This is a genomic window from Streptomyces sp. NBC_01410 (assembly GCF_045040195.1).
Lineage (GTDB): Bacteria > Actinomycetota > Actinomycetes > Streptomycetales > Streptomycetaceae > Streptomyces.
On the sequence record NZ_CP109530.1, the window covers coordinates 2,534,069 to 2,556,358 of the forward strand.

Annotated in this window: 20 protein-coding genes; 14 read left to right on the forward strand and 6 right to left on the reverse strand. The window is 69.5% G+C overall.

Annotation, left to right across the window (positions count from 1 at the left end):
* Window positions 1-68: 68 nt before the first annotated feature.
* The 3 genes from OG741_RS11660 to OG741_RS11670 form a co-directional block, all read right to left on the reverse strand.
* Window positions 69-992 carry a sugar ABC transporter permease gene (locus tag OG741_RS11660; protein WP_405596771.1) on the reverse strand — a complete coding sequence of 308 codons (924 nt, stop codon included), beginning with the start codon at window positions 990-992 and terminating at the stop codon, window positions 69-71.
* 53 nt (window positions 993-1,045) lie between these two features.
* Window positions 1,046-2,044 (reverse strand): carbohydrate ABC transporter permease, encoded by a 999-nt coding sequence (locus OG741_RS11665; RefSeq protein ID WP_266477140.1) that lies wholly within the window; start codon window positions 2,042-2,044, stop codon window positions 1,046-1,048.
* A 97-nt stretch (window positions 2,045-2,141) separates the two neighbouring features.
* The gene (locus OG741_RS11670) at window positions 2,142-3,416 is read right to left on the reverse strand and encodes an extracellular solute-binding protein (RefSeq protein WP_405596773.1); all 1,275 of its coding nucleotides are present in this window, start codon (window positions 3,414-3,416) and stop codon (window positions 2,142-2,144) included.
* A gap of 364 nt (window positions 3,417-3,780) precedes the next feature.
* Between OG741_RS11670 and OG741_RS11675 the strand changes: the two genes are divergently transcribed.
* The 3 genes from OG741_RS11675 to OG741_RS11685 all read left to right on the forward strand — a co-directional run bounded on the left by OG741_RS11675 (window position 3,781) and on the right by OG741_RS11685 (window position 7,451).
* Entirely contained in the window at window positions 3,781-5,418 is a 1,638-nt protein-coding gene (locus tag OG741_RS11675; protein ID WP_405596774.1) for an alpha-amylase family glycosyl hydrolase, read from the forward strand.
* Window positions 5,419-5,443: 25 nt separating this feature from the next.
* Window positions 5,444-6,475 carry a LacI family DNA-binding transcriptional regulator gene (locus tag OG741_RS11680; RefSeq protein ID WP_405596775.1) on the forward strand — a complete coding sequence of 344 codons (1,032 nt, stop codon included), beginning with the start codon at window positions 5,444-5,446 and terminating at the stop codon, window positions 6,473-6,475.
* A 97-nt stretch (window positions 6,476-6,572) separates the two neighbouring features.
* Window positions 6,573-7,451 (forward strand): phosphatase PAP2 family protein, encoded by an 879-nt coding sequence (locus OG741_RS11685; protein ID WP_405596777.1) that lies wholly within the window; start codon window positions 6,573-6,575, stop codon window positions 7,449-7,451.
* A 190-nt stretch (window positions 7,452-7,641) separates the two neighbouring features.
* Here OG741_RS11685 and OG741_RS11690 read toward each other — a convergent pair whose 3' ends face one another.
* A complete protein-coding gene (locus OG741_RS11690; RefSeq protein ID WP_405596779.1) occupies window positions 7,642-10,653 on the reverse strand; it encodes a bifunctional [glutamine synthetase] adenylyltransferase/[glutamine synthetase]-adenylyl-L-tyrosine phosphorylase in 3,012 nt (1,003 codons plus the stop codon).
* A gap of 179 nt (window positions 10,654-10,832) precedes the next feature.
* On the opposite strand from OG741_RS11690, the gene OG741_RS11695 reads away from it, so the two are divergent.
* The 11 genes from OG741_RS11695 (at window position 10,833) to OG741_RS11745 (ending at window position 20,293) form a co-directional block, all read left to right on the forward strand.
* Window positions 10,833-11,345 carry a pyridoxamine 5'-phosphate oxidase family protein gene (locus OG741_RS11695; RefSeq protein ID WP_405596781.1) on the forward strand — a complete coding sequence of 171 codons (513 nt, stop codon included), beginning with the start codon at window positions 10,833-10,835 and terminating at the stop codon, window positions 11,343-11,345.
* Window positions 11,346-11,376: 31 nt separating this feature from the next.
* Entirely contained in the window at window positions 11,377-11,808 is a 432-nt protein-coding gene (locus OG741_RS11700) for a VOC family protein (RefSeq protein ID WP_405605518.1), read from the forward strand.
* 281 nt (window positions 11,809-12,089) lie between these two features.
* Window positions 12,090-12,464 (forward strand): response regulator, encoded by a 375-nt coding sequence (locus tag OG741_RS11705; RefSeq protein ID WP_405596783.1) that lies wholly within the window; start codon window positions 12,090-12,092, stop codon window positions 12,462-12,464.
* On the forward strand, window positions 12,464-12,838 hold the full coding sequence (locus tag OG741_RS11710) for a response regulator transcription factor (RefSeq protein ID WP_405596785.1): 375 nt from the start codon (window positions 12,464-12,466) through the stop codon (window positions 12,836-12,838). Before OG741_RS11705 ends, OG741_RS11710 begins: the two co-directional genes overlap by 1 nt.
* On the forward strand, window positions 12,835-13,935 hold the full coding sequence (locus tag OG741_RS11715; protein WP_405596787.1) for a HEAT repeat domain-containing protein: 1,101 nt from the start codon (window positions 12,835-12,837) through the stop codon (window positions 13,933-13,935). The genes OG741_RS11710 and OG741_RS11715 overlap by 4 nt, the downstream gene beginning before the upstream one ends.
* Entirely contained in the window at window positions 13,932-15,476 is a 1,545-nt protein-coding gene (locus OG741_RS11720) for a glycosyltransferase (RefSeq protein WP_405596788.1), read from the forward strand. Before OG741_RS11715 ends, OG741_RS11720 begins: the two co-directional genes overlap by 4 nt.
* On the forward strand, window positions 15,473-17,575 hold the full coding sequence (locus OG741_RS11725; protein WP_405596790.1) for an ATP-binding protein: 2,103 nt from the start codon (window positions 15,473-15,475) through the stop codon (window positions 17,573-17,575). The genes OG741_RS11720 and OG741_RS11725 overlap by 4 nt, the downstream gene beginning before the upstream one ends.
* Window positions 17,576-17,624: 49 nt before the next feature.
* Window positions 17,625-18,566, forward strand: coding sequence for a glycoside hydrolase family 16 protein (locus OG741_RS11730; RefSeq protein ID WP_405596792.1), 942 nt, complete (start codon window positions 17,625-17,627; stop codon window positions 18,564-18,566).
* Window positions 18,567-18,751: 185 nt separating this feature from the next.
* Window positions 18,752-19,588, forward strand: coding sequence for a helix-turn-helix domain-containing protein (locus OG741_RS11735; protein ID WP_405596794.1), 837 nt, complete (start codon window positions 18,752-18,754; stop codon window positions 19,586-19,588).
* Complete coding sequence (locus OG741_RS11740) at window positions 19,585-19,833, forward strand: DUF397 domain-containing protein (RefSeq protein ID WP_405596795.1); 249 nt, start codon at window positions 19,585-19,587, stop codon at window positions 19,831-19,833. The genes OG741_RS11735 and OG741_RS11740 overlap by 4 nt, the downstream gene beginning before the upstream one ends.
* Before the next feature lie 16 nt (window positions 19,834-19,849).
* Window positions 19,850-20,293 carry a VOC family protein gene (locus OG741_RS11745; RefSeq protein ID WP_405596796.1) on the forward strand — a complete coding sequence of 148 codons (444 nt, stop codon included), beginning with the start codon at window positions 19,850-19,852 and terminating at the stop codon, window positions 20,291-20,293.
* An 18-nt stretch (window positions 20,294-20,311) separates the two neighbouring features.
* Here OG741_RS11745 and OG741_RS11750 read toward each other — a convergent pair whose 3' ends face one another.
* On the reverse strand, window positions 20,312-20,989 hold the full coding sequence (locus OG741_RS11750) for a response regulator (RefSeq protein ID WP_405596798.1): 678 nt from the start codon (window positions 20,987-20,989) through the stop codon (window positions 20,312-20,314).
* Window positions 20,986-22,209 (reverse strand): sensor histidine kinase, encoded by a 1,224-nt coding sequence (locus OG741_RS11755; RefSeq protein ID WP_405596800.1) that lies wholly within the window; start codon window positions 22,207-22,209, stop codon window positions 20,986-20,988. Before OG741_RS11755 ends, OG741_RS11750 begins: the two co-directional genes overlap by 4 nt.
* Window positions 22,210-22,290 lie beyond the last annotated feature (81 nt).

Here is a 22,290-nt window from a genome sequence, read left to right on the forward strand (position 1 = left end):
CGGGCGAAACGTCGGACAGCAGGGCGCACCCGGCCGGTGTTCGGGCCGGGTGCCCCGGGTCGTACGGGTCAGGATTTGGCGGCGCCGGCGGTGAGACCGGTGACCAGGTGGCGCTGGACCAGGTAGAAGAACAGCGACGCGGGGATGGCGATGAGCACGGAGGTCGCGGCCATCAGGTCCCACTGGGTGTCGTGCTCGCTGATGAAGCTGGTCAGGCCGACGGCGAGGGTGTACTTGTCCTCGCTGAGCATGAAGACCGACGCGTAGGCGACTTCGGCCCAGGCGGTGAGGAAGGTGTAGAAGGCGGCGACCGCCAGGCCGGGCCGGGCGAGCGGCAGGATCAGCCGGTAGAAGGTGCCGAAGGGCGAGAGGCCGTCGACCCGGCCGGCTTCGTCGATCTCCTTGGGGATGGTGTCGAAGTATCCCTTGAGCAGCCAGGCGCAGTACGGGATCGCGGTGGTGCAGTAGACCAGGATCAGCGCCCAGTAGGTGTCCAGCAGACCCAGGTTGGCGAGGATGTTGTAGAGCGGCACCATGAGGATGGCGACCGGGAACATCTGCGTGACCAGGAAGGTCCACATCAGCTGGCGGTGCCCGGGGAAGCGCATGCGGGAGACCGCGTAGCCGGAGCTGGCGGCGATGAAGACGCCGAGCAGGCAGGTACCGAGCGCGACGATCAGCGAGTTGGCGAACCACTGGAGGAACTCGGTGTCGCCGAGAACGGTCGTGTAGTTCTCGAAGCTGATCTTGTCTGCGATGTCGCCCGGGTGCAGGTAGTCGGTCTTGTCCGGGCCGAGCGAGATCCAGGCGATCCAGGCGATCGGGAAGGCCGCTATGAAGGCGGCGGCGATCAGCACGGTGTGGATGAGCACGGACGCGGAACGGGGGCGCTCGCCGCGCTTCAGCTGCCGCTTGCCCGCGGCGGGCTTGCGGGGCGGGACGGCGGCTGCCCGTTCGGCGGCCGCGACCGGGGCATCTGCGGTGGTGCTCATGGGGGTCGCTCCCCTCTCTTTCGTCATGGCTGGTTCCTTTTCCGGGGCGGCCGTCAGACGGCCTTCTCGTTGCGGGCCAGCCAGCGCCGGTAGAAGGAGGCGAAGACGATGAGCATCGACAGGATGATGACGCCGTACGCGGCGGAGCCTGCGTAGTCGCGCGGGTCCTGGCCGAAGCCGAGGCGGTAGGCCCAGGTGACGAGGATCTGTGCCTCGGGCGCTCCGGTCGCGCCGAACAGCAGGAAGATCACGACGAACTGGTTGAAGGTCCAGATGATGCCGAGCAGCACGACCGTGCTGCTAACGGAGCGCAGGCCGGGAACCGTGACATGGCGGAAGCGCTGCCAGGGCGTCGCACCGTCGACCTCGGCCGCCTCGTAGAGCTCGGACGGGATCGACTGCAGACCGCCGAGCAGCGAGACCATCATGAAGGGGACGCCGACCCAGGTGTTGACCATGATGGCGGCGGTCCGCTGCCAGAAGGGGTCACTCAGCCAGGGCGCGGTGGGCAGATGGAGCGAATCCAGCGCCAGGTTGAGGACGCCGCCGTCGTCGGCGAGGATCAGCCGCCAGGCGAACACGGTGACAAAGGTCGGCACGGCCCACGGCAGGATCAGCACCATCCGGTAGAAGGTGCGGCCGCGGAGCTTGCGGTTGAGCAGCAGCGCGAGCCCCATGCCGATGCTGTAGTGCAGGGCCACGCAGACCACGGTCCAGACGATGGTCCAGGTGAAGTGGGGCCAGAACTGGTGGTCGCCCCCGGAGAGGATCTCCGTGTAGTTGTCGAAACCCACCCAGGAGAAGCTGTCGGGGATCTTGTTGACGCCGATCGTCTTGCCGACGTTGTTGCTGTTGGCGTCGGTCAGCGACAAATAGATGCCGCGGATCAGCGGGTAGACCACCAGCACGCCGATGACCGCGACCACCGGGGCCACCATCGCCCAGGCATACCAATTGCGGTTGTACGACTGCCTGATACGGCTGATCGGCCCGCGGCGCGGCGCAGAGCCACGGCGGGTCTTCTCGCTTCCGCCCTCGACGGCGACGGTCATCTTCGACACCTTTACGACAGATTCTCAGGAGGGTGTACGGAGTGCGCCGTGGTGGTACGGCCGGGGTTTCCCGGCCGTACCACCACGGGCGGCAGACTTAGGAGAAGTCCTTGAGCAGCTTCTTGTAGGACTCGGCGGTGGTGTCCAGGCCCTTCTGGGTGCTCACCTTGCCCTGGAGGATCGCGGTGAGGTTGGTGCCGAGGTCGGCGAAGAGCGAGCTGTACTCGGGCAGTTCCGGACGCGGCCGGGCGGAGCCGGCGAGGATCGCCTGGAACTCGGCGATGCCCGGGGTGGCCTTGACCTCGGCGGTGTACGCGGAGGTGCGGGTCGGCAGCGTGCCGTTCTTCAGCGCGATCTTGGCCTGGGTCGCACCCGAGGTCATGAAGCCGACGAACTTCTGGGCCGCGGCCTGGTGCGCCTTGTCGGAACCGGCGTAGACCGAGAGGTTGTGGCCACCGGTCGGGGCGCCGGCCTTGCCGGTGGAGCCGGCCGGGACACCGGAGATGCCCAGGTTGGCCTTGTCCTTGAACGCGGTGCCCTTGTAGATGTTCGTCAGCTCCCACGGGCCCTGGACGATCATCGCGACCTTGCCGGTGTTGAAGGCGTCCATCATGTGGGCGTAGGAGTCGGCGGTCACATCGAGCTTGGCGACACCCGGCGCGGCGAGGAGGGCCTTGCTCGCGTCGACGGCCTTGACGGCCTCGGGCGAGTTGACGGTGATCTTCTTCGAGGCGGCGTCGACCATGTCGGTGCCCTCGCCGAAGAGGAAGGGAAGCTCGAAGTAGGAGTCGGCGCGGAGCTGGAAGCCGTCGACGCCGGCCTTCTCCTTGACGGCCTTGGAGACCGTCTTGATCTCTTCCCAGGTGGCCGGGGCCTTGTCGAAGCCCGCCTTCTTCAGGATCTCCTTGTTCCACATCAGGCCGAGGGAGTCGGTGACGAAGGGGGCACCGTAGGTCTTGCCCTCGTACTGGGCCTGCTTGAGGAGCGAGGGGGTGATGTCCTCGGTCTTCCCCAGCGCGTCCGTGCCGTCGAGCGGGGCCAGGAACTGCGACTTGGCCCAGGAGGCGGTCCAGCCGACCTCGGCGCGGATGATGTCGGGGGCACCCTTGCTGCCGGCCGCGGTCTGGAACTTGTTCTGAGCCTGGTCGAACGGGACGTTGACGTAGTTGACCTTGATGTCCTTGTTCGCCTTTTCGAACTCGGCGATCATCGCCTTGTACGTAGGCGCCTCATTGGTCGCGTTCGACGTGTCCCACCAGGTCAGGGTGACCGGGCCGCCGGCCTTGTCACCGCTGTCGCCGTCTCCGCCGCACGCTGTCGCTGCCATTGCCAGTGCCGCAACCAGCGCGGTGGCCGCTATGCCACGCCGCATGTGAACTCCTTCAGAGATGCCCGAGATGGCGGAGGCGACCAGGCCCCCTGCCGACCGCTCCCTCGCGGCGCCGGGTTCGGGCCAGAACGTAACAAGGATGAAAGAGACCCGAAAGACCTTGCGGCAATTTTCTGCAAGAGCAGGGGATCGTTACATCCACGTGTCCTGACAGTTGCCATTGCATCGCTTGACGGCGGCTGTTTCTGCCGTCCAGGGCGCTCCACAGTGGGCTGCAACCACTTTCGCAAGCTCTTGCAGGGCTGTTATTTTGGTTCCCGGAGCACCGTCACCACCGAGCCCGTACCCACGTTGACCTCGTTAGTTGTAAGTCCCCCCGCCCCGGACCTGACGAGAGGGACCCCGAATGACCCACGAGCTCGCTTCCGCCGTCGGACTTCCCGCCCCCACGGCGGCCGAGGGGCCGCTTCCTGCAAGCAATTCCAGCAAGGGCCGCGGCTGGTGGCGCGATGCCGTCATCTACCAGGTGTACGTGCGCTCCTTCGCCGACAGCGACGGCGACGGCATCGGCGATCTGCGCGGGACCACCCAGCGCCTGCCGTATCTCGCTCAGCTGGGCATCGACGCCGTCTGGCTCACGCCGTTCTACGCCTCTCCGCAGGCCGACGGCGGCTACGACGTCGCCGACTACCGTGCCGTCGACCCGCTCTTCGGGAACCTCGCCGACGCGGACGATCTCGTACGCACCGCCCATGAGCTGGGCATGAGGGTGATCGTGGACATCGTCCCCAACCACACCTCGGACCAGCACCCGTGGTTCCGGGCCGCGCTCGCGGGCCCGTCCGGGGGGCAGGCCCGCGAGCGCTATCACTTCCGGCCCGGCAAGGGCCCGGCCGGCGAGCTGCCGCCCAACGACTGGGAGTCGGTCTTCGGCGGCCCCGCCTGGACCCGCACGGCCGACGGCGAGTGGTACCTCCATCTCTTCGCCCCCGAGCAGCCGGACCTCAACTGGGACAACCGGGAGGTCCACGAGGAGTTCGAGTCCGTCCTGCGTTTCTGGCTGGACCTCGGCGTCGACGGTTTCCGGATCGATGTCGCGCACGGCATGGTCAAGGCGGTCGGACTGCCGGACATCGGCCACAAGGAACAGGCCAGGCTCATCGGCGCGCAGAAACTGCCCTTCTTCGACCAGGACGGCGTGCACGAGATCCACCGCTCCTGGCGCAGGCTCCTCGACTCCTACCCCGGCGACCGGATCGGCGTGGCCGAGGCCTGGGCACCGAGCCCGGACCGGCTCGCGCTGTACGTACGCCCCGACGAACTGCACCAGGCCTTCAACTTCCAGTTCCTGCGGTGCCCCTGGGACCCGGCGGCGATGCGCGCCGTGATCGACGAGTCACTGGCCGCGACCGCCTCGGTGGGGGCGACCACCACCTGGGTGCTCTCCAACCACGACGTGGTCCGCCACCCCACCCGTTACGGCGGCGGGCGGCGCGGGCTGCGCCGGGCCCGCGCGGCCGCGCTCCTGATGCTGGCGCTGCCCGGCTCCGCGTACGTCTACCAGGGCGAGGAGCTCGGCCTGCCCGAGGTCACCGATCTGCCCGACGAGGTGCGCCAGGACCCCGCCTTCTTCCGCGCGGCGGGCCAGGACGGTTTCCGCGACGGCTGCCGGGTGCCGATCCCGTGGGCCGGCCAGGAGGCGCCGTACGGTTTCGGTCCCGGATCCAGCTGGCTGCCGCAGCCCGACAGCTGGCGGGAACTGTCCGTCGAGGCGCAGAGCGGCGACCCGTACTCGACGCTCGAGCTCTACCGCTCGGCGCTGGAGCTGCGGCGCCGGCTGCCGGGCGGGCCGATGCGCTGGCTGCCCGGGCCCGACGGGCTGCTCGCACTGTCCCGGCCGGGCCTGGTCTGCACGCTCAACACCACCGGATCCGTCATCGAAGTCCCGCTGCCGGGACGGCTGTTGCTCTGCTCCGACGGTATGGAACCATCGGGAGACACAGCCCGTATTCCGGCCGATTCCTGCGCGTGGTGGGCAATCTGACATGCGACCGGTACAGTCCAATCCCGTGACCGCACGGCTCGCCGACATCGCAGCCCAGGCGGGGGTCAGCGAAGCCACAGTCAGCCGCGTGCTCAACGGCAAGCCCGGTGTGGCCGCGGCCACCCGTGAATCCGTACTCGCGGCGCTCGACGTCCTCGGATACGAGCGGCCGGTACGGCTGCGGCAGCGCAGCGCGGGACTGGTCGGCCTCATAACTCCGGAACTCGACAACCCGATCTTTCCGGCGCTCGCCCAGGTCATCGGCCAGGCCCTGACCCGGCAGGGGTACACACCGGTCCTGGCCACCCAGACCCCGGGCGGTTCCACCGAGGACGAGCTCACCGAAATGCTGGTGGACCGCGGGGTCTCGGGGATCATCTTCGTTTCGGGCCTGCACGCGGACACCACCGCCGACATGCAGCGTTACGACCAGCTGCGCGGCCAGGGTGTCCCCTATGTCCTGCTTGGCGGCTTCTCGCCCAAGGTGAAGGCCCCCTTCGTCTCCCCCGACGACCGGGCCGCGATGCACCTCGCCGTGACCCACCTCGCCTCACTCGGCCACACCCGGATCGGACTCGCGGTCGGGCCCAAGCGCTTCGTGCCCGTCCTGCGGAAGATCGAGGGTTTCCAGCAGGCCATGGAGGTCCAACCCGGCCTCTCCGCCGAGGAGTCCGAGCAGCTGATCCAGCACTCCCTGTACTCCCTCGAAGGCGGCCAGGCGGCGGCCGGCGCCCTGATCGGTCTCGGCTGCACCGCCGTCGTGTGCGCGAGCGACATGATGGCGCTCGGCGCGATCCGGGCCGCGCGGGGGCTGGGCCTGGAGGTGCCGCGCGACATCTCCGTGGTGGGCTTCGACGACTCCCCGCTCATAGCGTTCACGGATCCGCCGCTGACCACCATCCGGCAGCCGGTCCTCGCCATGGGGCAGGCGGCCGTCCGGACCCTGCTGGAGGAGATCGGGGGCACCCCGGCCCCGCACAGCGAGTTCGTCTTCATGCCTGAGCTGGTGGTACGGGGATCAACCGCTTCGGGACCCGTACAGCGCCCCTCGGTGTGACCCGCGGAAGCAGTAGTCCATAGGGTGGAGAGAATGCGTACTGAACCAGACCGAGGGATGATCGGTGTGGGACGCGAATCTGGCAGACTCTCTCCCCATGGGTGAAGCGACCGTGAAGACACTGGAAGGCCGGACGGCCACCCCCTCACCCATCGTGGACGAGGAACGCCCGGCATCGACGCCTGCGCCGAACGGTCGGGCTCGCTCACCGCGCCGTCCACGGCTGTGGTTCGAGATACTCCTGATCGCGGTCAGTTACTGGACGTATTCACTCATCCGCAATGCGGTACCGGAGCAGAAGTCCGCGGCCCTGAGCAACGCGGACTGGATCTGGGCCGTCGAGCGCTCCCTGGGCCTCGCCTTCGAGCAGTCGGTCAACCACGCCATGAACTCGGTGTCATGGCTGATCGTGTCGATGAACTACTACTACGCCACGCTGCACTTCATTGTGACGATCGGCGTGCTGGTCTGGCTCTACCGCGGCCATCCCGGGCGTTACGCGGCCGCGCGTCTGGTGCTCTTTGCAACGACCGCGGTGGCACTGGTCGGTTACTACCTGTATCCGCTCGCTCCGCCGAGGCTGATGAACGGCCAGGACTTCATCGACACCGTGCTGGTCCATCACACCTGGGGCTCGATGGCCTCGGGCAACCTGAAGAACATGTCGAACCAGTACGCCGCCATGCCGTCCATGCACATCGGCTGGTCGCTGTGGTGCGGCCTCATCATCTTCGCGCTGGCGTCCGCGCCCTGGGCGAAGATCCTCGGCGTCCTCTACCCGGTGACCACGCTCGTGGTCATCGTGGCGACGGCGAACCACTTCTGGCTGGACGCGGTGGGCGGCATGATCTGCCTGGCCTTCGGCTTCGCGGTCTCGTACGCCTGGTACCGGGCGCTTCCGCACCAGCTGCCCCGGCAGGTGGACCGGCCGGACCGCGAGGCGCGGCGGCTCCCCCGCATCACCGCGGGAAGATGACCCGCCGCCCGGCTGGCGCGTCAGCCGGATTCCGGTAGCCGGGTGCGTGCCGCGCCGTCTCCGGCTCGGGACAGCCCGGGCCTCGGGCGCCGCAGGCGTCGGCCACCATCCACTACCCGGACCCTGGGCCCGGGCCCTCCCCGCCGCGAAGCCGACGCTCGGGCGGGTGATTTTCCCTCAGCCCGCACCCCTACGCCCCGTAGAACAGCACCTCCACCACCGCCCGCGCCCGCCGCGTTATCCGGCGGTAGTCGTCCAGCATGTCCCCGCTGTGCCCCATGTACAGCTCCCCCGTCACCCCCGGCCCGTACCCCAAGTACCGCCCCACCGCCGCCAGTTCGCGGCCGTCCGAGGGGAAGGTGTCGCCCGGGCGGCCGCGGACCAGCATCACGCCGTTGCGGACGCGGGTTGCCAGGACCCATGCCTCGTCGAGGATCTGCGCGTCCTCCGTGTCGATCAGGCCCGCCGCGTGGGCCGCCCGCAGGGCCTCGCGGGTGCGGGTCGTGCGCAGGCCCGGTTCCGCCCAGCCGTGGCGCATCTGGAGCAGCTGGACCGTCCATTCCACGTCGCTCAGCCCGCCGCGCCCGAGCTTCGCGTGGAGCGTGGGGTCCGCCCCCCGCGGCAGGCGTTCGGACTCCATCCGGGCCTTCAGCCGCCGGATCTCGCGGACGGCGTCCTCCCCGAGCCCCTCCGCCGGATACCGCAGCGGGTCGATCAGGTCGATGAAGCGCCGCCCCAGCTCCTGGTCCCCCGCCATCGGCTCCGCGCGCAGCAGCGCCTGGCTCTCCCACACCAGCGACCACCGCCGGTAGTACGCCTCGTAGGAGGCGAGCGTGCGGACCATCGGACCGCTCTTGCCCTCTGGCCGCAGATCCGCGTCGATCAGCAACGGCGGGTCTGTCGTGGGCAGTTGGAGGAGCCGGCGCATCTCCGTGACGACCGTGTTCGCCGCCCGCGTCGCTTCCTGTTCGTCCACGCCCTCGCGCGGCTCGTGGACGAAGAGCACGTCCGCGTCGGAGCCGTAACTCTGCTCGTGTCCCCCGAAGCGTCCCATGCCGATGACCGCGAACCGGGTCGGCAGCTCGTCGCCCCACTGCTCGCGCACCGCGGCCCGCAGCGCGCCCGCGATCGTCGCCGCGTTCAGCTCGGTGACCGCGCTGCCGACCCGGTCCACGAGCGCGCCCGGGTCCGCCTCGGCGGGGCTCTCCTCGGTGCCGTAGGAACCGATCAGGTCGGCCGCCGCGGTACGGAACAGCTCCCGGCGGCGTACGCCACGCGCCGCCGCGACCGCACCCTCCGGGGTGTCGGCGCGTCCGACGGCCGCCAGGATCTCCTGCTCCAGGTGCTCGCGGCCGCGTGGCCTCAGGCCCTCCGGATCGCCGAGTAGCGCCACCGCCTCGGGGGCCCGCAGCAGCAGGTCGGGGGCGAGCCGCCCGGCGGACAGCACGCGCGCCAGGTTCTCCGCGGCCGCGCCCTCGTCGCGCAGCAGCCGCAGATACCAGGGCGTCTTGCCGAGCGCGTCGGACACCTTGCGGAAGCCCAGCAGACCGGCGTCCGGATCGGCCGAGTCTGCGAACCAGCCGAGCAGCACCGGCAGCAGGGTCCGCTGGATCGCGGCCTTTCTCGTCACGCCGGACGAGAGCGCCTCCAGATGCCGCAGGGCCGCCGCGGGATCCGCGTAACCGAGCGCCTCCAGCCGCTGCCCCGCCGCCTTCGGGCTGAGCCGCGTCTCGCCGGGCGTGAGCTGGGCGACGGCGTCCAGCAGCGGCCGGTAGAAGAGCTTCTCGTGCAGCCGCCGTACGACGGCCGCGTGCCGCTTCCACTCCTTGTTGAGCTCGGCGACCGGGTCGGTACGCAGCCCGAGCGAGCGCCCGAGGCGTCGCAGGTCGGACTCGGCCTCGGGCACCAGATGCGTACGCCGCAGCCGGTACAGCTGGATGCGGTGCTCCATTGCGCGCAGAAAGCGGTACGCCGCATCCATCTGGGCGGCGTCCGCGCGTCCCACGTAGCCGCCCGCCGCCAGTGCCCGCAGGGCCTCCAGCGTGGTGCCGCTGTGCAGTGTCGCGTCGCTGCGGCCGTGGACCAACTGCAGCAGCTGTACGGCGAACTCGACGTCCCGCAACCCGCCCGGGCCGAGCTTGAGCTCGCGTTCTATCTCGGCCGCGGGGATGTTGTCGACGACGCGGCGGCGCATCTTCTGCACGTCCGGGACGAAGTTCTCGCGCTCGGCGGCCTGCCACACCATGGGTGAAACAGCCTCGATGTAGTCCTCGCCGAGCCCCGGGTCCCCGGCGACCGGCCGGGCCTTGAGCAGGGCCTGGAACTCCCAGGTCTTGGCCCAGCGCTGGTAGTACGCGACATGGCTGGACAGGGTGCGCACCAGCGGGCCGTTGCGTCCTTCGGGCCGCAGGTTGGCGTCGACCGGCCAGATCGTGCCCTCGACGGTCGTCTCGGAGCAGATCCGCATCAAATGCGAGGCCAGCCGGGTCGCGGCCTGCATGGCCTTGCTCTCGTCGGCGCCGTTGGCGGGTTCGCCGACGAAGATGACGTCCACGTCGGAGACATAGTTGAGTTCGTGGCCGCCGCACTTGCCCATGGCGATCACTGCGAGTCGGCACTGCGCCGCATCGCCGGGCGCCGAGGTGCGTGCGATGGCGAGGGCGGCGCGAAGGGTGGCTGTGGCCAGATCGGCCAGTTCCGCGGCGGCCTGGGCGACATCGGTCGTACCGCACACGTCGCGGGCCGCTATGGACAGCAGGCACCGCCGGTAGGCGACCCGCAGCGACACCGTATCGGTGGCATCGGCGAGGCCGCGCTCGAAGTCGGCGACGCCCGGGTGCAGATCGGCCGCCTCGTAGGTGACGAGCGCCTGCCAGTCGCGCGGGTGGCGGGCGAGATGGTCGCCGAGTGCCTCGGACGCGCCGAGCACGCCGAGCAGCCGGTCGCGCAGGGGCTTCGCGGTGATCAGGGTGTCGAGGAGACTCTGCCGGCCCGCGGGGGGCTGCGCCTCGACGAGCCGTACGAGGGCGCGCAGCGCGAGGTCGGGGTCGGCGACGGCGCCGAGCGCGTCGAGGAGGACGGGGTCGGAGCGTACGGAGGCCATGTCGGAGAGGCCGAGAAGCCGTTCGGCGGCGGACGGATCGGTGAAGCCGTGCCGCAGCAGTCGCGTGAAGGTGCTGCTTCTGCGCCCCGACACCGTCATCCCGTCGTCTCCCGTCCTGCCCGCTCAAGGAACGTCGCGCCCGTTCAAGGCCCTGATCCGAGCCTAGGCCCTGTCCGGTCGATCAGGACCCCCGTGATCCCGCCCGGCCCGTCGGCCGATGAATAGGGGCGCCGCGCGCGGTCTACACATTCGGTGACCCGAGTGGAGAGGACCGCACCATGCCCGAGAACGAACCCCTGACCAAGCTGGACGCCCGTTACAGCGACGAAAAAGCCACCGCCGACGACTGGACCGATGCGGTCGAGCGCCTGAAGGCGGCCGAAATCTACTGGCTGTCGACCGTGCGCCCGGAGGGCCGTCCGCATGTCACCCCGCTGATCGGCGTCTGGCACGACGGCGGGCTGCATTTCTGCACCGGCGCCGACGAGCGCAAGGCGAAGAACCTCCGCGACAATCGGGAGGTGGTCCTCACCACCGGGGCCAACGCCCTCAACGAGGGCTACGACGTGGTGGTCGAGGGCGCGGCGGCACGCGTGAGCGACGAGACGCGACTGCGCGCGCTGGCGGACGCGTACGTCGAGAAGTACGGCTCCGACTGGACCTTCGAGGTCCGTGACGGCGAGTTCGTGCACCAGGCCGGCACCGCTCTTGTCTTCCGTGTGGAGCCGCGCACGGCCTTCGGCTTCGCGAAGAGCCCGTACAGCCAGACCCGTTGGCAGTTCACCGCATAGAGGAGCTCCACCGATGGCACCCACGGAACCGATGGAACTGACGCTTGAAGTGATCATGATCCCGGTCACGGATCTCGACCGGTCGAAGAAGTTCTACGAGGAGGGCTGCGGATTCAAGGTCGACCTCGACCAGGAAGTGGCTCCGGGCATCCGCATCATCCAGATGACCCCGCCGGGCTCGCGCTGCTCCGTCTCCATGGGCAGCGGCCTCCCGGGCCCTCCCGGCCAGACCCCCATGGCCCCCGGCTCGCTCCAGGGCCTCCAACTGTGCGTGACGGACATCGCGGCGGCCCGCGCGGCCTTCGTCGAGCGGTCGGTGGAGGTCAGCGAGATCCAGCACGTGGGCGCGAGCGGCTGGGAGGACGGCCCGGGCGGCACATGGAATTCGTTCATGTTCTTCGAGGACCCGGACGGCAACGGCTGGGTCATCCAGGAGGCTCCTGCTCCGCTTTCGGAGCGCTGAGCGGAGGCGAGTGTGTGACGCCGTGCGGCGTCACACAACTCCCGCTCCTGACAAGCCCGTTACCCAACCCGCCTGCCTCCCTGCCGAATTGACCGTCTTCCCCCGCCCCGCCCTTCGTCACCCTCAGTAATCCAGGCCCCTCAGCGTCAGTTGGCCGGTGCGCGCCGGGTCCCGGGGGCACCGGCCGGGCGTTACCCACAGTGATCATAAATGTGGCAGGCAAGGCAAAACGCACATACCTTGATGGCAGGTGACGCGATACTTCCGTGACAAGGACAGTAATGGGCACTCCACGCGTACTTGTGATCGAAGACAATCCGGACGTCAGTGCCCTGCTGGAGCGTCATCTGCGGGGGCTGGGGTGCCAGGTGGCCGTCGCGGACACGGGTGAACAGGGCCTCGAGCTCGCCTTCGCGGACCCACCCGACATGGCGATCATCGACATCATGCTCCCCGGTATCGACGGCCGGGAAGTCATCCGCAGGCTGCGCGCCGACAGCCGTACGGACAAGTGCCACCTCGTCGTCTCCTCAGTGCTCGACCAGCAGGACCTGTCCGAGCTGGCGGTGGACGCGATGCTGGCCAAACCGTTCCGGCGCTCAAGCGTGATGGTCCTTCTCGACTCCTTCCGGAATTCCGCAGCCCAGGAGACGTAATGCCTCGAGTCCTCATAGCCGATGACGATGGCGACATACGGGACCTCGTCGCGTTCAAACTGACCCAGAGCGGTCATGAGGTCATCGCCGTGGAGGACGGCGCCGCCGCGCTCAAGGCAGCGCAGAGCCAACCGGTCGATGTCGCTCTGCTCGACATACGCATGCCCGGGATGTCCGGCCTGGATGTGTGCCGCGCCCTCCGCGCGGCGCCCGAGACCGCCTCGCTCCCCGTCATCCTGATCACTGCCCGCTCCCAGGAGGGAGACGTCGAGACGGGATTCGCCGCGGGAGCCGACGACTACATCATCAAGCCGTTCAGCCCGCGCGAACTGAGCAGCCGGGTCCAGGCCGTGCTCACCAGGGCCTCCCGGTGATCGCGACCAGTCTCGTCACCGGCGCACTGATGTGCCTGGTGACCGTCGTGGTGCTGCTGGGGGTACTGATCGTCGGCCTGCGCGTCGTCCGTCACTACCGGCAGCGCCGACAAGACCGGATCGTGGCCCCGGTGCGAGGCGTGCTGCTGGAACTCCTGTGCGCGGAGGAGGACGAGCAGCGCGATGCGCTGGACAGGCTCTCGGAGCTCGACGACCGCACCTGGGGGGCGCTGGAGCCAACGGTGGCGCTGATGTTCGGCAAGGTCTCCGGACAGGCCAGGGCCGCGCTCATCGAGTTGTTCGAGCGCCGCGGAGCCACCGCGGATGCCGTGGCGGATCTGGGCCGCCGGGGCGCGGTCCGGCGGGGCCGCGCGGCGGAAGTGCTCGGCCAGCTCCGTCACACGCCCGCGGCCCCACCGCTCTGCCGCCTGCTGCACGACCGCGACCCGGAGGTGCGGCTGGTCGCCGCGCGGGCGCTGGGCCTGATCGGAGAACCCTCGGTCGTTCCGCAGCTGCTGGACTGCCTCTACGGACCGCGGACCGTACCTCCCGCCGTGGTCACCCGGGCGCTGACGTCCTTCGGTCCTGAGGCCCTGCGGAGCATCGCGGCGGGCCTGGACCACCCGGAGCCGCTCGTCCGGGCGGTGGCGATCGAGACGCTGGGCGCGATCGGCGGGGTCTCCAGGACCGCCGAGATCGCGAGCGCTCTGAGCGAGGATCCCGATGCGGAGGTACGTATCAGAGCCGCTCGCGCGCTGGGCAGGCTCGGCATGCCGGACGGCCTCGAGCCGCTGCTGGCCGCGGTGGGCCCCGGTCAGCCGATCGCCCTGCGCAGGGTGGCCGCCGGGGCCCTGGGCAGCCTGGGTGCCGTGGCCGCCACGGCCAGGCTGCGGGGGCTGCTCGGCGACCCGGATGATCATGTGGCGGGCACCGCGGCCCGGTCGCTGCTGCGGCTCGGCGACGTGGGCGGCGTCGAATTGCGGGCAGCCGCCGACGGCCGTTGGGGCCTTCGGGCGGCGGCACAGGCCAGGGCGGCGCTCGCGGAGTCGTCCGTCATCGGCGCCTCCTCCGCCCACGTCGCCGAGGCGGCCCCGTGAGTGCGGTGAGCGCTGCCGACATCCTGAGCCCGGTGCACGCACCCGGCGCCTGGAGCCTGGCGAGCGACGCGTCGCTGGGTTGGCTGCGGGACGCGGGGCACACCCTGATCACGGTGAGCGACGGCGCGATCCTCGTGTACTTCGCGGTCATCAACACCTGCTATCTGCTGCTGATCCTCGTCGCCTTCGGAGAGCTCGTCAGGAGGCTGCGCCGGGCATCCTTCGCGGGCTACGAAGACGCCTCCGCGAGTCCCTTCACCCCGCCGGTGTCGCTGATCATGCCCGCGTACAACGAGGAGACGTCGATCGCGGAGGCGGTCCGGGCCATGCTCCTGCTGCGCTATCCGGTCTTCGAGGTCGTCGTCGTGGACGACGGCTCCGCCGACGGGACGCTGGACGCCCTGCGGGACGCGTTCGACCTCGTCGAGGTGGAGCGCGTCGTGCCCGACGACGTACCGGTGCGCGGTGCGGTGCAGTCGGTCCATCTGCCCAGAGGCGGACCGGTGCCGCTCGTGGTGGCCCGCAAGAAGAACGGCGGAGGCAAGGCCGACGCGCTCAACGCCGGAATCAACCTGGCACGCTATCCGCTGCTGTGCATGGTGGACGCGGACTCGATCCTGGACTCCGAGTCGCTGCTGGCGGTGGCCAAGCCGTTCTGCGACGACCCCCTTCGGGTGGTCGCCAGCGGCGGCGTGGTCGGCATCGCCAACGGCTGCTCCGTCGTCGCGGGCCGGGTCGTCGAGCCGCGCGTGCCCCGGGAGCTGCTGGGCCGGATCCAAGTGGTCGAGTATCTGCGGGCCTTCATGCTCGGACGTACGGGGTGGTCGAAGGTGGGCGGCCTGCTGGTCATCGCCGGTGCCTTCGGTCTCTTCCGGCGGGACATCGTGGTGGCGGTGGGCGGCATGGACGCGGGCTGCATCGGCGAGGATGCCGAGCTGGTCGTCCGCATGCACCGGCATCTGCGTGACCAGGGCCGCGACTACCGCATCGTCTTCGTCAGTGAGCCGATCTCCTGGAGCGAGGCGCCGTCGACGAGGAAGTCCCTGTCGGGACAGCGGCGGCGGTGGCATCGCGGGCTGACGGAGATCCTGCTGAAGCACCGCCGCATGATCGGCAACCCCCGGTACGGCCGGATCGGGCTGGTGTCGCTGCCCTTCTACGTGGTCTTCGAACTGCTCGCCCCCGTCATCGAACTGGCCGGTCTCGTCCTGGTACCCGTGAGCGTGCTGCTCGGCGCGGTCGATCCGGACTTCGTGTGGCGCTTCCTGCTCGTCGCGTACGGCTACGCCCTGGTGGTCAGTCTGGTGTCGCTGGCGGTGGAGGAGTTCGCCTTCCACCGGTTCGCGCGGTCGCGGGACATCTGGGGTGCTGTCGTCGGGGCGATTGCCGAGAACATCGGATACCGCCAGCTCACCGCGTGGTGGCGACTGCGCGGCATGCTGCAGGGGCTGCGCGGCGCTCCGCAGGTGTGGGAGTCCATACCGCGCACCGGATTCGCCGAGACCGGGCAGACGCGCACGGGCGGAGGTGATCGTGCATGAGCGGACACAAGGGACGGGGCGGCAACTCCGTCACGCGGCGGCTCGGCACCGCTTTCGGCGTGCTGATCGGCCTCATCCTGCTGGTCGCGGCCGGAGTGCTGACCGCCACGTTCATCGGATACGGGGCGAGCGACGAGATCGTCGACCGGACACAGCCGGCCCTCGCCGACAATCTGCGGTTGCACGGCGAGGCTTCCGACATGCAGCGTTCCATGCGCGGCTATCTCCTCACCGGCGATCGGAGGCAGCTGGATGCCTACCTGACGGCGCGCCAGGCATACCCAGCCGTACTCGCCTCCGCCCTTGAGCATGGCGATCCTGCGACCGATCGGAGTCTGAGGACACAGCAACAGCAGCTCCAGGCATATGTGCGCATCACCGACCAACAGGCGAGAGCCACACCGAGAAGCGAGCAGGCGGCGCGGCTCACCCGGGAGGGCACGGTCCTGTTCAACGCGTTCGAGGCCACCAACCACGAGCTCGAAGAACGGTTGAGCGAGGAAGTCCTGCGGATGGACGAGCGCGCCGACGGGATTATCCGCGTCGGTGCCGTATGGGTCGCTGCCCTGCTGCTCGCTGCGCTGGCCATCGCCGTGTACACGTCGGTGCGAACCACCCGTTCCCTGGTCCGGCCCCTCAGGGGCGTGGAGCGGACACTCGGCCGGCTCACCGCCGGGGAGCACTCGGCACGGGCCAAGGAGCACGGGCCCGCCGAGATCCGCGCGGTGGCCCGGTCGGTGAACCTGCTCGCCGACGAGAGCGCGCGGCTGCGCGGGATCGACGAGGAGCGGCGCCGGCTGTCGATGATTGCGCGGGACGTCGGCATCCGGATCCGCGAGCGCCTCGATGTGGATGAGGTCCTGGACGTGGCCTGCGGGGGGATGGGCGAGGGTCTGGAAGCCGACCATGTGTTCATCCTGCTCATGCAGGAGGACAGCGCAGTGGTCCCGGTGGCGCGGGCATGGAACGCGGAGCAAGGTCTGCTCACGGCCGAGGGGTTGCAGGCCCTGCCTCCCATCCCCGCAGAGGTGGTCCGCGACCACTACCAGCGAGGAACGACCTGGTCCATCGACAATCTCCCCGACTATCTCTCCGACGGCGTGCCACTGCCGGACGCCCCCGGCTCCTTCGGCAGGACGGGCCTGCCGGAGGCGAATCGCGACGCCGCGAGGGCCATGGGCCTGTATTCCGTCCTGCTCACGCCGATCGGAGTGGGGGAGGAACCGCTCGGAGCCGTGTGCCTCTCCCGCAGTGGGCCGGAGCACCCCTGGCGCGCTGTGGAGATCGACATCGCCGAGTCGATGGCCTCCGGTGTCGGCCGGGCGATGCACAACTCGATGCTCTATGGGCAAGAAGCGGCCCTGGTGGAGAAGTTGCGCGCGCTGGACCAGGCCAAGAGCGACTTTCTGTCGACCGTCTCCCATGAATTGCGCACTCCGCTGACCAGCATCGTGGGATATGTCGAGCTGCTGAGGGACGACGAAACGGGCCCGCTCTCGGAGCCGCAGCATCGCATGCTGGACATCGTCGACCGCAACGCCAACCGGCTGCGCGCGCTGATCGAGGATCTGCTCACGCTGTCCCGGATCGAAGCCGGCACCTTCAGTTCGCAGAAGGTGGAGGTCGACCTGCGCCAACTGGTGGGCTCGGCCGTGGACACCATCAGGCCCGCCGCCGAGGCGGCCTCCGTCGTCCTGGAGACCGACTGCCCCGAAGAGCCGCTCGTGCTGGAGGCGGACAGCGACCAGCTCGACCGGGTCCTGATGAACCTGCTGTCCAACGCGGTGAAATTCACTCCCAGCGGCGGGCACGTACGCGTCCAGGCTGCCGCAGACAACGGCGAGGTGGTCCTCAGCGTCAGCGACACCGGTATCGGCATCCCCCAGAAGGAGTGCGAGCAGCTCTTCAGCCGGTTCTTCCGGGCCTCGAACGCCGTGGACCAGGCCATCCCGGGCACGGGACTCGGGCTGACCATCGTCCACACGATCGTGGCGAACCACGGAGGCACGACGGAAGTCCACTCCCAGGAGGGCGAGGGCACGACGGTGACCGCACGGCTCCCGCGGGTGGCCGCGCCCGAGACCGTGAACGCCCCCTGAACTGCCCTCGCAGGGTCGGCTGTTCAGGCCAGGCAGGAGGTGCAACCCGATGAAGCTGCCCCTGAGGAGCCGCCGCACATTGTCGGCGGTGACGTCCGCGCTCGCCGTCCTCGCCGTGGGCTTCGGCCCGTCGGTGGCGCGTGCCACCCCGCCGTCCGCCGACGGGTGGGCCCTCGAGTGGACCGATGACTTCGACGGCAGAGCCGGAACCGCGCCGGACCCCAAGAACTGGATCACCGACGTCGGCACCGGCTATCCCGGCGGTCCGCCCCACTGGGGAACCGGTGAGGTCCAGCGGTATACGGCCGACCCCGCCAATCTGAGCCAGGACGGCCGAGGCAACCTGCGCATCACACCGCTGAAGGACAGCGCCGGACGATGGACTTCCGGCCGCATCGAGACGCGCCGCAGTGACTTTCGGCCACCGGACGGCAAGAAGCTCCGCATTGAGGCCCGCATCCAGCTCCCCGGAATCACCGGCCCCGCGGCCTCGGGTTACTGGCCGGCCTTCTGGACCCTGGGCAGGCCCTTCCGTACCGGCGAGGGAGTATCACCCACCGTCGGCGAGTTCGACGTGCTGGAGAACGCCAACGGCGTCAACCGGATCTGGGGTGCCATGCATTGCGGGACGAGCGAGGGCGGCCCCTGCGAGGAGAGCACGGGCCTCGCCGCCGACACCACCTGCCCCGGCTCGAACTGCACCGGCCGCTTCCACACCTACGCCGTCGAGTGGGACCGCAGCGTGAAGCCGGAGCGGGTGAGCTGGTACGTCGACGGGAGGCGCTACCACTCCGTCAGCTCGGCACAGATGAACGAGGCCACCTGGGACGCCGCCACGGGCCACGGGCACTTCATCCTCCTCAACCTGGCCATCGGCGGCGGCTTCCCCAAAGCCATCGCCGGGCACAGCACGCCCACCTCCGGGACCCGCCCCGGCAGTTCGATGCTGGTCGACCACGTCACCGTGCTCACCACAGGCGCGTCAGAGTGACGCGGCGGGCTGGTCGCTCTCGAAAGTGGCGTACAGCAGCCACGGTTCGGGTGATTTCTTGGTTCACGTCACTCAGCGTGGCCGCCCGCACCTACTCTGAAGAGTAATGAAGTCGGTACGCAGCGTAACTGTCCGGGCGGCGCCCGGGTGCGTCCGGACAGTGCGGACGGGTGGAGGTCGGCGGCATGGACGACGGTACGGAGCAGCAGAGTTGGGACGACGAGGGCGGGGCGGTCCTCAGGATTGTCGGCCGTCAGCTGAAGGCGTGGCGGGAGGCGGCGGGGCTCAGGCAGGCGGAGCTGGGGACTGCGATCGGGTACAGCGAGGACCTGGTCTCCTCGGTGGAGCGCGGTCGGCGTGCTCCGAAGGATGTGTATCTGCAGAGGACGGATGACGTCCTGGGCGCGGGCGGCAAGATCATCGCGATGCAGAGGGACGTGGCGGAGGCCAGGTATCCGAAGAAGGTCCGGGACTTGGCGAAGCAGGAGGCGGAGGCGGTCGAGCTCGGCGCGTACAACAGCTCTGTGGTCCAGGGTCTGTTGCAGACGGAGGACTATGCGCGGGCGTTGTTCCGCATGAGGCGGCCGCTGTACACCGAAGACGTCATCGAACGCGAAGTGGGCGCACGGATGGCACGACAGGACATCGTCGACAAGACGAAGACCCTGCCTGTTTTCAGCTTCGTTCAGGACGAGGTGACGCTGCGCCGCCCGGTCGGCGGCAGAATGGTGCAGCGGCGGCAGCTCGAACGGCTATTGGAGGTCGGACAGTTCCGGAACGTCGAGATCCAGGTGATGCCGACGGACCGCGAGGAACATGCCGGTCTGACCGGTGGGTTCAGGATCTTCAAGCTCCGGAGCGGCGCGACGCTGGGGTATTCGGAGGTGCTGCACTTCACGCGCCTGATCTCCGAGCCGAGGGAGGTGCAGTTCCTGGAGATGCAGTATGGAAGCATCCGAGCGCAGGCTCTCACGCCACGAGAGTCGCTGGCCCTCATCGAGAAAGTGCGGGGAGAGACATGAGTATCGAGCCCGAGCTGGAGTGGTTCAAGAGCAGCTACAGCACCGGCGAAGCCGGCTCCGACTGTGTGGAGGTGGCGTGGCGCAAGAGCAGCTACAGCAGCCCCGAGCCCGACTCGGATTGCGTCGAGGTCGCGGGCACCCCGAGCACCATCCACGTACGGGACTCCAAGAACACACCCGGCCCACAACTCGCCTTCGCGACCCGTACGTGGGCAGACTTTGTCACGTACGCAGCCGACCACTGACCCCGGAGGCCCCCGCATGGACTGGACGCTCGAAGTGATCGTGGTCCCCGTCTCGGACGTGGACCGAGCCAGGGACTTCTACCGCGACAAGGTCGGCTTCAACGTCGACATCGATACCCGCGTCACCGACACCATGCGCATCGTCCAGCTCACGCCTCCCGGCTCCGGCTGCTCGATCGTCATCGGCGAGGGCATCGGGGGCCCCGACGGCAAAGGCTCCGAGCCCGGCTCGTACTCCGGGCTGCAGTTGGTCGTCGCGGACATCAAGGCGGCCCATGCCGAGCTCGTCGAGCGTGGTGTGGACGTCTCCGAACCGGTCGAGGTCGCACCGGGCGACGGCGGGACCTTCATGCACTTCGCGGACCCGGACGGCAACGCCTGGGCGGTGCAGGAGTACCGCGTACGGGCCACGAAGCCGCTGTACGAGGTGCTGCGCCCCAGCACGGCCGACAGCGACTGAGGGGACCACGCCCACGTCTCAGTGACCGACGTCGTGGTCGCCCGCTTCGACGAGTCCGCTCTCGTAGGCGAAGATCACGATCTGGATGCGGTCACGCAGACCGAGTTTGGTGAGAATGCTCGACACGTGCGACTTGACGGTGGCGGGCCCGATGAAGAGCTGGGCGGCGATCTCCGAGTTGCTCGCACCCCGCGCGGCGGCGACCACGATCTCGAGTTCGCGCTCGGTGAGTCGCTCCAGGCGGCCCGCCACGGTGGTGTTGACGACACGTCGCTCCGCGAACTGGTCGATGAGGCGCCGGGTGATCGACGGTGCCAGCAGCGCCCCGCCCTCGGCCACGGTGCGCACGGCGGTGGCGAGCTCCTCGGGGGGAATGTCCTTGAGCACGAAGGCGCTGGCACCGGCACGCAGCGCCTTGTAGACATACTCGTCCGGGTCGAACGTGGTCAGGATCAGGACCCGCACGTCCCAGTCCGCCTCCCGCAGGATCCGGGAGGTGGCCTCGATGCCGTCCATGCCGGGCATGCGGATGTCCATGAGGATCACGTCCGGACGATGCTTGCGTGCCGCCTCGACGGCCTCAAGTCCGGTCCCGGCCTCGGCCATGACCTCGATGTCGTCATGGACCCTAAGAATCATGACGAAGCCCCGGCGGACCAGCGCCTGGTCGTCCACGACAACGACACGGATGCTCACGCGGGTTCTCCTCCAGTGGGCAGACGGGCGGCCAGCCGGAATCCGCCGCCGGGACGCGGCCCCGCTTCGAGGCTGCCGCCGAGGAGGAGTGCCCGCTCCCGCATGCCGACGATCCCATGGCCGGGCACCCCGCCGTGGGCGCCTGCCGACACGGACTGGACGGCGGCTCCGCGACCGTCGTCGAGCACCTCGATGGTGAGGCCGGCACTCTCGCAGTTCAGGCGCACCTCGGTGTGGGTCCCGCGTCCGCTGTGCTTGAGCACGTTGGTCAGTGCCTCCTGGACGATGCGGTACGCCGACAGCTCCACGCGGGCCGGGAGAGCAGCCTCGACACCGCCGGTGACCGAAACGTCCAGACCCGCCTCGCGAACCTGCTCGACGAGCTGCTGAAGGTCGGCCAGCCGGGGCTGGGGGCCCAGCCGGTCGCGGTCGGCGTCCGGCCGCAGCACTCCCAGCAGGTGACGCAGTTCGTCCAGCGCCTGGCGCCCGGCTTGTTCCACCGCCGCCATCGCTTCCAGGGCTTCCTGGGGATCGTTGGCGGCCACCATCCGGGCCGCACCCGCCTGCACCGTCATCATGCTCACCCGGTGGGCGACGACGTCGTGCAGTTCGCGGGCGATGTGGGTGCGCTCCTCGGCGACGATCCGGCGCGTCTCGGCGGCCTGCTCCTCGCGGAGTCGGACGGCGCGCTGCGCACGCAGCCGCAGCCGCCGGCCGAAGTACCAGGCCCCGAACATGACCAGGGCGCCGAAGCCGATCTCCCCCCAGGGGACGGAGTTCAGCAGGCCGTCGATGACGACCGCGGCGATGGCGCCGGCGATGGCCGCGGCGGTGCAGAGTCGGCTCCGCCGGGTGTCCGGGGCGTATCGCCCGACGCTGTACAGCGCCACGATCACGATCCCGCCCGAGGTGGAGTAGCTGCTCCCCAGCGTCGGCCCCCAGGCGACGAGCGCCACTGCCACGACCGCGACAGGTTCGCGGCCACGCCAGTAGAGCGCCGCGCCCGCCACGGCGTACAGCAGCAGGACCGGGACGGGCACGTCGGTGATCGGACGGATGCGGAGCGCATCGCCGGGAGCTTCCTCCACGAACACCGCGGCCAGGAGCATGGCGGCAGCGAGGACGGCGTCCGCGGTCCGCGGCCACCGGGCGAAGGGTCCGCGGAACCTGCCCGGGACGCCGCGGACCAGCGTCTCCGAGGGCAGCGCCGTGCGGTTCATCATCGCTCCCTCAAAAGGCTTTCCGGCGCCCTGACGTTGGTCATCAGGGTGCACCGGGCACGCCATCGTAGGTCCAGGTCA